The 11,933-nt window shown below is 34.4% G+C and carries 4 protein-coding genes; 1 reads left to right on the top strand and 3 read right to left on the bottom strand.

Features of this window, described 5'->3' with window-relative positions; translation table 11 throughout:
* The first annotated feature begins 28 nt into the window (after window positions 1-28).
* Window positions 29-430, top strand: a complete 402-nt coding sequence (locus tag TL18_RS03600; RefSeq protein ID WP_067041446.1) for a DUF3795 domain-containing protein — start codon at window positions 29-31, stop codon at window positions 428-430.
* Between the two features lie 198 nt (window positions 431-628).
* On the opposite strand, the gene TL18_RS03595 is transcribed toward TL18_RS03600, so the two are convergent.
* From TL18_RS03595 to TL18_RS03585, 3 genes are all read right to left on the bottom strand, one after another.
* Window positions 629-5,551 (bottom strand): right-handed parallel beta-helix repeat-containing protein, encoded by a 4,923-nt coding sequence (locus TL18_RS03595; protein WP_067041443.1) that lies wholly within the window; start codon window positions 5,549-5,551, stop codon window positions 629-631.
* Window positions 5,552-5,736: 185 nt separating this feature from the next.
* Entirely contained in the window at window positions 5,737-9,444 is a 3,708-nt protein-coding gene (locus tag TL18_RS03590) for a right-handed parallel beta-helix repeat-containing protein (protein ID WP_067041440.1), read from the bottom strand.
* Between the two features lie 249 nt (window positions 9,445-9,693).
* Complete coding sequence (locus TL18_RS03585) at window positions 9,694-11,514, bottom strand: Ig-like domain-containing protein (RefSeq protein ID WP_067041438.1); 1,821 nt, start codon at window positions 11,512-11,514, stop codon at window positions 9,694-9,696.
* Between the last annotated feature and the right edge of the window lie 419 nt (window positions 11,515-11,933).

Here is an 11,933-nt window from a genome sequence, read left to right as displayed (position 1 = left end):
TATATAACTTATCTTTGAGAGTGTTAACATGAAAATGCCTGATGAAATAAATCCGAAACTACTTGCGCCTTGCGGAATCAATTGCATTAGCTGTGAAAAATACCAGAACCCATGTGCAGGCTGCTTGATTAGTGATGACGGGAAAAGCAAAGCCAGCTTAAAATGTAAGATTAAAACTTGTTTTGACACTAAGAATTTCAGCTATTGCGGACGCTGCAGTGAGTTTCCATGTCCCCTAATTAAAAAGCACTCCAAAAAGTATGTCAAAAGGCATGATTTGAATACATTGGACAGTGCAAAAAGAATCAAGACTACTGGCATCGGGCGCATGATGAGCCAAGACCGTGAAAGGTGGTTATGTCCCGAGTGCGGAGGGGTTGTGAAATTCCAAACAAAATCCTGTAGCGAATGCAACTTTAAAGTTGATTAAATTCAATATATCGTTGATTATTTTCATAGGGGATTATAAAAATAGTGATTTAAAGATAGCTATGATTAATTAAAATAAACTTATTTTGAAAAAAAGATTTAAAGAATTATGAAATCTATATGAAAAATGATAAATATCGAAATTTTTAACATAATTGCTAAAAAAATAAAAAAAATAATAGAGAAATAAGATTCCCTATTAAACTACAATTGTACGTGTTTGTGTTTCCGGAAGGTATTTGTAGTTACCGCCGTAGCTGGTTTTCAGCGTGTAAGAACCATGTGCCAAGCCAGATAATGTAACCGTTGCAACGCCCTTGACTATTTGGGCTTTGTAGGTGTTTCCATTAACAGCAAAATTGACATTTCCCCTTGCATCCTTGGCAATGTTTGCAGTAAGGACCACATTATCATCCACAATAGTTTTATAAACTACCATCTCCGGCGAAATTTTAGTCACTTCAAAGTCCATATCGACGCTTTGGGCAGCATAATGAGCATTACCTGCATAATATACATGCAAGCGGTATTTGCCAACCTTGATAGCCGGAAGGGAAGTTATTGCCCATCCATCTTCAATGTGAATCTTGTCGGTTACTATTTTTGTGTTGTTCTCATCAGAGACTGTATACCAGACATTACCGTTGACACCGTTCATTTTGACTTTGACTGTTACATCCTCATTTGGTGTCCAATTGGAAACATTGACTGAATCGATTGGAGTCTTCATGACAACTTCAAAGCTTCCTTTAACAGTCTGTGCATGATATCGGGAGTTTCCTGCATAATACAAGTGCAAGTAATATTTGCCTGCATCAAGGTTTGAAATGGTTCTGATAGCACTGCCATTCTCAATATGGATTTTATCTGTCAAGATTTTGGTTTTATTCTCATCAGAGATTGTAAACCATATATTTCCGTTGATTGTATTGGTCAACATGGTGACATTGATGATGGCATCATCTCCATGGCCAACAACAGACGGTGATACTCCTCCGCTGAAGGTCGGAATTTCACTGGAGTTCAATATTTTGGTCATTTCTGCTTTGAAAATCCTGTCCTGATCTGTCAAAGACCCTATGGATACTTGGATTTCATTATATGTCAAATCAAAATCATCTATATCAAATGAAAATGTTCCCACACCATTGACAACATCGAATACAACTTCAGTTTCATTGTTTAAAGTGGCATACATGTCAAATCTAGGAAGAGCAGAGGCGACTTTGCCGTTCTTATAGAAAGTGATTGAATATGTGCCCGGAGTTTCACATTCGATTTCGTTGAATGCAATCGGTGTTGTTTTGATTCTCGGACACATTGTTCCATATCCAACAATACCTGTATCGTTGTCCCAGGTAATGATTTGGTTTTTACCATACCAATTCGGATTAAGTTTCAGTTTTAGGGAATCGTTGAATACTCCCGGACCGTAGATTCCTGCAGGATTTGCACTCAATTCGCCTAAAATCATCATGCTTGGACCTCTTGCATTTCTATAAATTGCATTGTTTGTCACTTTAGGTTCAACTGCATTTTCAGCCAAATCATAGCCTTCATTAAATCTGATTCCTTCAAGAACACTATCGGAAATCCAATTGGATGTGATTACAATGTTTGTTGAATAGTTCGCATCTATTGAGATACCCATATGGTTCCATGTAATGACATTTCTTGTAATTGTAACGTTCACTGCAGAATTGTTGAGGAAAATACCGTATCCGCTAGGCCCTTCAGGAACCTCCATTGTGTACAGACCAATGCTGTTGATTATGGTATTGTTTGCGATTCTAGTATTTGATACACCAAATCCGTATTTGATGCCGTAATTGTTTTCCCTTATGGTATTTCCAGTAATGACGGCATAAAGCACATCTTCCATATATATTCCACTTTCAAATAAGCTTATGTCATTATTGAGAATCTGTATGTTTTTGGATGCGGAAATGTTTACTCCATAACCTGGAATTGGAACCTCACCACTTAAATAATCTGCACTTTGTGATTCATCCCATACATTTGTAATTATGTTATCCTGAATGATGACTTTTCTGGCATTTGCTATTTCAATTGCATCATATGAATCTGCAATGATTGTGAAATTGGAAATTACCACGTTGGAAGCAGTAATCTTAAATACTGGATTGTTTGATTTAGCATTTAAGATTGCTCTGTTTTGGGAATAAATATTCAATGGCTTAGTGACATTCAATGCCACATCAGTGTAATTGTTGCCTAAAAATTCCACATTGTCCCCATTTTTACAGCTGTCCAAAATCCTTTGTATTTCTGAGTTAGGCAATCCATCATCAACAAACACCACACCAGTTTTATCTGAGATTGTAATCCTATTGGTGCTTGAAGCTGAAGTATATCTGTCGTTTTCTTCATGTACAGATTCAATGTCAAATGATTTTAATGTAGAATCCAAATTGACGGTAGCGATACCATCTGAATCTGTTGTTTTTGTAACACTTTTGCCATCGTATTTGAATATAATTTCTTCATCGACCAAAGCATAACCGGAGTCATCTTTTAAGATTACGGAATACGCTTTGTCTGAATCTTTGGCAAAGGTTCTGTCATAGCTTTCCAATACAGTGACAGCCTTTACAACCTTGATTGTTCCGCTTGCTGAAGCACTTTTATAAATCATGTTTCCATCATAGGATGCCCTTACGCCATAAGATTTGATTGATGGTAAGTTGACATTTAAATTGACCTGGCCATTGTCGTCTGTAATCTCATTATATGTTTTTCCATTCACTTTAATTGTAACACTTTGATCTGAAATGCCTTCCCCCAATTCATTCTTTAAAGAAATGGTATATATCCTATCAGTATTAGGAGGAATGGTGACTGCAGGAACAGTTAAGATAGTTTCTTTTGATGAATATTGAACATTTATCTCATTTATATTTGAAGTGCTGCCGTATTGGGCTGATCCTGCAAATTTGCTGACAATGCTGTAGGTGCCTTCTGTGGCAAAACTTAACTCTTGAGATGCAACACCATTTGCATTTGTTTTAACTGTGTATGATTTTTTGTTTACGGTGAAAACAACATTCTGATTGGCAATTGTTTGATTACACTCATCAATCAAGGTTACTGAATAGTTTTCAGCCATTCCCGGAACCATATTAACATCGGAAGATATGATTTCAACAGTCATCTTTTTAACAACAACACTAGCTTGGGCACTGCTTGAATCATAATCATCATCTCCAGCATAGTAGACAGTGATTGGATATGATCCTTCATTACTCTCATAGACCTTTATGCTGGCTTTACCTTCCCTATCGGTTATCGCGGTATAGTTTTTTGAATTGATGTTGAATGTTAAAGACTGGTCCGCTATAAAATTGCCATCCACATCAGACAAGACAGCAGTGAATAAATCATTTGATTTAGGATAAGTGTTTAAATCTGAAACTGTGATTCTTGTTTCAGCCTGATCGCCAGGAATATTATTATCTGAAATATCCAATGTCTTATAAGGCCTGTTTTTGTTGGAATAGATGTTATTTCCAATACCTGGGAAACTTGCAAGTAAAACATTTCCGGTTTCCTGATAGTTCTCAGTTGTAAAGGATACTGTTGCAGTACCGTTTTTCATATATACAATCTTATAGACATCCCCTTCCTTAGGAATAGGCTGGTTATCGGCTTTGTTGAGATAAAATGTGACAGGCACGCTGCTCAAGTCCTGTGCAATGGTGCCATTTTCATCAACGATTGAGATTGTATATGTGCCTTTGCGCACTTGGGTGATGTCACTTAATTGGAGTTTATAGTTTCCTGTTTTTGTCCATGGTGTAACCCCATCTGTAGGATAGTAGAAGAAAATATTCGGACAAGCAAGCATTTGATTTATTTCAAAGAGGAATCCCAAGAATGTTCCACTTTGATGTCCGTAATAGTCCCCATTTCCATCCCCGACATAAGTATACTCATCAGTAACTGGATCATATGTATAATCGGCGACATATTCGCCAGGCCTGTATTCATAGACTTGACGCCAAACCGGCCTTTCCGCATGACCAATCATATAGTTGTTTGTAATTACCTGAATCTGTTCACCACCAGGAACAAAAAGGTTTCTTACCCTGTGGTCGTTGAAAATATCATATTGGGCATTTTGATTGATGAAATTGCCTCTAATATTCATTTGGGTAATGTTGCAGTTTACATAAACACCATACCTGCTGTTGAATGCAATGTAATTATTCAAAATATCAACATGGTCCGCACTTGTCAGGTTGACTCCGATATTGCCGTTTGAAATGTTATTGGAAAGTATTGTGGAATATGCACTGTTTCCTGCCACAGCTATTCCTGCAATTGTATTTCCGCTAATATCATTTGAGAAAATTCGAGTATTTGTTGAATCAACAATCATTACGCCATATTTTGAACCTGAGATGCTGGATTCAGTCACATTAACATTTTGAGAGTTTTTGATTCTAATTCCATTTTCTGATTTGTAAGCTGTTACATTTTCCACCAGCACATTTTGTGAATTTTCTATTCGGATTGCATCCGAAGATGTTCTTTTGTTGGTTATCTTACAGTCCTTTATAATAACATTTGATGCTCCGCTAACAAGTATTCCATAATCATTAGCATTGTTTACCTCATTGTTGATTGTAAATCCTTCAATGACAGTTCCGCTGCCTCCTGAAGTTATATAAAATATACCTCTATATCCTGAATATGCTGTGCTGGAACATACTCCCATTGTTGTTCCAATATTACTTTTAATTGTCAGTTGCTTATTTACTATAAAATGACAGTGCTGATAGCTTTCACCGTTGATGATGATTGTATCACCTGCATTAGCACCGTCAATTGCTGTTTGGATTGTCGGTTCATTCATCTCATTATGATCTTTTTCAACCTCTTCAACAATAATAGTTTTTGGAGTTGATAATAACGAATCTTCATATTGCGACAATTCATTTTCAACATTATTTTCTAAACTTAATTGTTCATCTGATTGCGTATCCAACCATAATGAACCATCAGTTGAATTAATATCATTATCATAAGCTACAACGGAGCTCATACACATTAATGTAACCAATAATAATGAACATATTAATAAAATATTCTTAAATTTCATATTAATTACTCCAAATTTTCCAAATACGATATATAATAATATAACTATCGTGATATAAATATATTCTCATAAAATTCTATTAATCAATCTCCTTAACACAATCTAATCTATTACATCCCCAAATTACCTTTGAATTCAATAAACTATATAAAATGCGTTATTTTAAAAATAAAGAAATAAATTCACTATTTAATAGTGATTGTACGCATTTTTGTTTCTGCAAGATATTTGTAATTACCTCCATAGCTGGATTTAAGAGTGTATGTACCAGGTGCCAAGTCCGGCAGTGTTACAGTCGCTATGCCTTTAACTATTGGGGCTTTGTATGTGTTTCCGTTGACAGCAAAATTCACATTTCCCCTTGCATCTTTAGCAATGCTTGCAGTAAGAACTGTCTTGCCTTCCACAGTTGTTTTTGCGACAGATAGCCCTGGTGAAATTTTAGCCACATCAAAGCTAGTTTTAATGGTTTGAGCACTATAATGGACATTTCCTGCATAATATATATGCACATAATATTTGCCTACACTTAGGCCCGGAATTGAAATAATCGCCCAACCATCATTTATTCGGCAACTATTAGTAAGAATCTTGGTCCTGTTTGCATCTGAGATAGTAAACCATATATTACCGTTGACACCATTCACTTTAACTTTAATAATTGCATTATCCCCCGGAGCACAATTAGATACATCAACTGAACTGATTGGAGTTTTTTTGACTACATCAAAAGATGTTTTAATGGTTTGAGCATTATAGTGGGCATTGCCTGCATAATAGATGTGGAGATAATATTTTCCTAAACCAAGACCAGGAATAGATCGAGACGCAACACCATTTACAATCGAGAATTTATCTGTTAAAATCTTAGTTTTATTCTCATCAGAAACAGTAAACCACACATTACCATTGATTTGGTTATTTAACATGTTAACATTAATGATTGCATCATCGCCAAAGCCAACAGGATTGGATACATTAACTGAACTAATTGGAGTTCCTTTAACTACATTGAATGTGGAAGTCATGTTTTGAGGAACGTATTTGCCGCTTCCGGAATAGGTCACTGTTACATTATATGACCCCATCTTTAAACCGGTGAAAGAAGTATTCAAGGATTTACTGGTAATTTTGACTTTTTGAACGACTCCATTTACTGAAACATCCAAATTGCCCGGTGCATTTTCATCCACCTCGATTTTAATCACTGCATCCTGACCATACCCTACATCATGTGATGAAAGTGAAGTGATTGCATAGTTCGCATCCACTTTGATAAATAGGGAAATCGAATCACTTGGATAAACAGAATCCCCCTCATATTGAACATCAACAGGATATGTTCCTGTGCTTAAATCATGGAAATATGCTTTTGCTTTGCCGTCTTTTATTTTAACTTTTATTGTTGCACCTTTGATTGTGAATTTTATATTGCCTGTCGCATCACTGGCCAATTCTGAAACAACCAATACCTGACTTGGATTTTTAGAAAATGTCGCGGCATATCCGTATATGAATGGAGAATCGGATTTGAATGCATAATTTCCATCATTATAGTTTTCATCACTCCAAGCTTCAGGGTATGTTATCTCATCATAGGCATCATGGCAGTTTACGCAATATGAATCAGAAGCCACACCTTCACAAATAACAGCGGCATGATCATTAGCTGAACAATTCACAAAAAGACAATCTGTTGCATTGCCCAAATAAATAGCACCTCCATTTTCGGCATGGCAATTAACAAACAGACAACCAACTGCATTGCCCCTATAAATGGCACCTCCACAAACTGCACAATTGTTTTCAAAAATGGAACTTGTAATAGTAATCGGTTTTTTACTATCCACAACACCACCATTGGTTTTAGCTACGTTATTTATGAACTTAGATTTGGATATGGTCAATATACCATCATTATCAATCACAGCAGCATCATAAGCAGTATTATTATCAAACAAGGAATTTTCAATAGTCAATTGTCCTGAATTGTCTGCAGCAGCACCATAGCTTGTTGCCTCATTTGAAATGAATTGGGAATTGTTCACCAATACATTGGCCATTGAATTAAAGATTACTCCTCCTTCATCAGCACCTGTGTTAAGCTTGAATATTGAATTATCGATTTCCACATTTCCTTTTGAAAAATAGAATACTCCTGCATTATGTGTGACTTTGTTTTCAATAAATTGGGAGTTGTCAATAGTCAGATTGGTTTTTGAATATATCACACCGGCTTGAAATGCCTTATTTGAATTGAAAGCAGAATTTTTAATGTTCATTGAGGTGTTACCGTAAATCACACCACCGAATCTTGCCTCATTTGAATTGAATGATACATTATTCACATTCAAAACATACACATTATAAATGGCTCCACCATAATTTGTGGCAGCATTCTTATTGACTTTTGAGCTTTCAATGAAAAGATTATTTGTATTATAAATAGCTCCACCATTTTTTGCCCTGTTTGAATCTAAAATGGAATTTTTAACATACGCCAATCCATCGTTATAAATTACTCCACCAAATTCGGCTTCATTTGAATTTAATGAAGCATTATTCACATTCAATTCATATTCATTATAAACGGCCCCTCCATTATCGGGAGCTTCGTTATTATTGATTTGGCAATTTTCAATTGATGTGATTTTTCTGTTATAGATGGCTCCACCACTTTCATTTGCCCTGTTTGAAGTTAGATTAACATTGACCAGATTAACTTCAGCACGATTAAAGATCGCCCCACCATTTTGGGCCATATTATTTTTAATTGTGACATTTGTGATGTTTACTGTGATGTTCCTTTGGCTATTGACATAAACCGCTCCACCCCTTTTTGCGGCATTGTTGTTGATTTCGGAATTTTTTATCGCAGAAGACAGATAAGAACAGTAGATTCCACCACCGTAGGTCTCTGCAGTATTATTGTTCACACTGCAGTTTGTCAAATCAAGAGCTCCTTGATTTAAGTCAATACCTCCACCTCTAACGGCACCATTATTGATGATTTTTGAATTTTTAACTGTGGCTTTAGCTTTTGCTTCAACATATATTCCTCCACCCCATTCAGCATTGTTGTTTTCTATAAAACAGTTATTAGCCAATAATGTATATTCGGAAACATATATTCCACCGCCCTGTTTTGCAGTGTTGTTTTGAACTATGGTGTCGTAGACTTCACATGTTCCCCAACTTTTAATTCCACCGCCTAAATCATAAACATTGTTGGAAATGAACCTTGAATCATGGATTTCCATATATCCCCTATTGTTATATACTCCACCACCGCGTGCAGCGGAATTGTTGATGAATGTACAATTGTAAATCAGAAACTCGCCAAATCTATTGTAAATCGCTCCTCCTTCAAGACAAGCATTATTGGTGAAAGTAGTGTTGATAATTGTTAAATCAGCTTCATTATTGTCAATAGCTGCACCGAAACTGGCATTATTCATATCAAATAAAGAATTTGAAACTGTTAATTTTCCTTTCCAAGCATTATGAATGGCACCGCCATCTGCATAATTATCAATAAATTTGGAATTATCAATAGTCAATATTCCTGAATTGTATATTGCTCCCCCTTCAGTTGAATTATATCCATTAATAAAAGTTAATCCGTAGAGTTTCACATCAACTTTCGGCGAGATGACAAAGATACTTGATTGAGAATTTGCATCCAAGATTGTATTTGATGAATCACCTTCAATAACTATGTTTTTATAGATTTTGATTGATGAACCACTTCCAAAATACGTTTTGTTTTCTAAATGAATTGTTTGGCCTGGATTTGCCTCATCAATTAATTTCTGAATTGAATCAAAATCATCATTGATTGCCGTTTGATTGGAATTTGTATCCAGCGCATATGTTGTACTAACTAGTAACATCGAAAAAATTAGTATAAATATAATAAATATACTAAATTTCAGTTTTTTTATTTTAAACACCCCAAAAAATTATCATTTAATAAAATTTCCAATTTAATAATTAAAAATAAAGTTAAAAATCAAAATTTTATCTTTTAATTATAACGAATGTAAAAAATTTTATTAACGTTACTATTCAATTTATTAAAAATATTATATAAAATGTGTTATTGAAAAAAAGAAAAAAAGTTGGGAGTAAATCTCTCCCATTTATGCAATTTTTACATAATTAGTTACTTCACAACCTTCAAAGTTTGCGTCACCAGCAAATTTCACGGTATATTTGTAAGAACCAACTTTATCTAAGTCAACAGCAAATTCTGCTACACCTTTGGAATTGGTTTTTGCAGTGTATGTTTTACCATCAACAGTTAAAGTTAATTTTTTGTTTGAAACCGCTAACTTACCATATTTAAGAGTTACAGAAATAACTTTAGTAGGTTCAGATGCAGGAATAGTAACATTTCCCGCAGTGATGGAAGTTATTTTTTTGGTAACGTTAATTTGAGCAGAGCTCATAGATCCTGTGTAGTTTGCATCACCAAGGAAGATGACATTTACAGTTTTAACACCGGTTGTTTTTAAGTTTAAGCTTAAAGTTGCGATACCTTTATCATCGGTAGTAGCATTGTAGACAACACCGTCAATAATTGCGGAAACTTGTCTATCAGCAACAGCGTTACCTTCTTTATCTTTTAAGGTAAGTTTATATTTGTTAGTGGTACCTACACCGAATTGTGCATTTTCAGCAGCGATAGTGGTTGAAACTCCACTAATAACTGTTTGAGCTTGTGGAATAACAACGTCCCCATCTTCGCTTCCCCAGTCATTATACCATACGACAACAGGTCTGATTCCAGCAGGGAAGGTGTTGCCGGTTACGGTAATAGGAGCTTTAGGATTGATGTCTCCTTGTCTGCTTAAAATGTGTAATAAGGTTACGGAACGAGCTACAACATCAGGATTAGACAATTCAATTATGTTGTTGGTAACATTAATATCACCAAGGGTACTTGGAGCTCCGTGAGCGGTGTTACTTGATTCAGCTGCAATTAAAATGTTGTTGTTGATTACATGGAATTTGTTACCTTCAAAGTAAACACTATCAGCAGCTTTTTGAATACTGATTACAGGGAATTCATCATAGTAACGGTTTTCATCTTGGAAGTAACCGCAGTTAAAGAATTCGTTGTTTTTAATGAAAGTACCTTCAGTTGATGCACCACCGAAGAATATTGAATAAGCATTGTTATAGAATTTGTTACCGATGATTTGAGCATCACCACTTCCTTTTGCAATGGAAATTGCATCAAGGACAGGTCCATCGAATACATTATTTAAGATACTGGTGAAGAAAGATCCTCCAACACTAATAACTTTGGAACCTTGTTCTTTGTTAACAGTAGGGTCATTGATAAGTTTTGTTGCTATACCACCAGTGAATGTACTTCTTCTAATTTCTACATTATTACATGAGTTGATAACGACAGCTTGATTGAAATCTTTGAAGGTACATTGAGTTACTTGACCACCGTTAGAATCTTCACCATCAAAGTTTATACCCCAACCTTTTACAACACCGTCATAGGTTAAATTGTTTTCAGGGTTTACATCGACAAAATCAATACATGCGAATCTTACATTACTACTTTCAGATACGTAGAAAATACCATCTCCAGAACCATATCCATTTATAGTTACACGTTGTACTGATTTACCTTTTATAAAAAGATTATCTTTACCACTGATAGTTATAGTACTATCAGTTACATTATATTCTTTAAAAGAACTTAAATCAACTGTATCTCCTGGTTGAGCAGAATCTATTGCTTCTTGAATACCTGCTGCAGTAGCAGCATTAGGTTTCCAAATGTTTGCTTTTAATACTTGAGCATTAGAATCTGCACCTACTACATCTTGTGAATCATCAGCAGCAAGAACACTTGCATCTTCTGCTGCAGAAACAGCACTAACAGATACTGCAAGGAGAACAATTAATAAAAGAGACATTAACATCTTTTTGTTATTCATAATTTTTTTCTCCAAATATTTTTTTGATAAAGTATACTTATATATAAAATAAAAATAATCCTCTGAAAATAAAATACCCTATTCATTTCCAGATTTTCATTTTAATATGAGTACAATAATATTTTTTATCGAATTACAATATAAATATTATTATTTATCGATGTTAAATAAAAACATATTAAATTAAGTTAAAGTCTAAACATTCAAAAAAAATATTATTAAAATACTAAAAAAATTATTTTAACTAATATTTACTTAAATTACAAATAAATAGATTATAAACAATTAAATAAAAACTTTTAAATAAAAATATTATTTATGAACTTATATTCATAACGAATAAGAATAATTAATTGATATGAACATTATTATATATTGGAAAATATAAATAAAAATATAAAACTTTTTCAATTATTTGA

Origin of the sequence: Methanobrevibacter sp. YE315, from assembly GCF_001548675.1 — an archaeon.
In the GTDB taxonomy this organism is placed as follows: domain Archaea; phylum Methanobacteriota; class Methanobacteria; order Methanobacteriales; family Methanobacteriaceae; genus Methanocatella.
The sequence above is the reverse complement of the archived record's forward strand: the minus strand, read 5'-3'. Positions and strand labels throughout refer to the sequence as shown.

Bases quoted from the DNA above. Each gene is read 5' to 3' on its own strand.
- TL18_RS03600 (WP_067041446.1), top strand. From the start codon at position 29: ATGAAAATGCCTGATGAAATAAATCCGAAACTACTTGCGCCTTGCGGA.
- TL18_RS03590 (WP_067041440.1), bottom strand. From the start codon at position 9,444: ATGTTACTAGTTAGTACAACATATGCGCTGGATACAAATTCCAATCAA.
- TL18_RS03585 (WP_067041438.1), bottom strand. From the start codon at position 11,514: ATGAATAACAAAAAGATGTTAATGTCTCTTTTATTAATTGTTCTCCTT.
- TL18_RS03595 (WP_067041443.1), bottom strand. From the start codon at position 5,551: ATGAAATTTAAGAATATTTTATTAATATGTTCATTATTATTGGTTACA.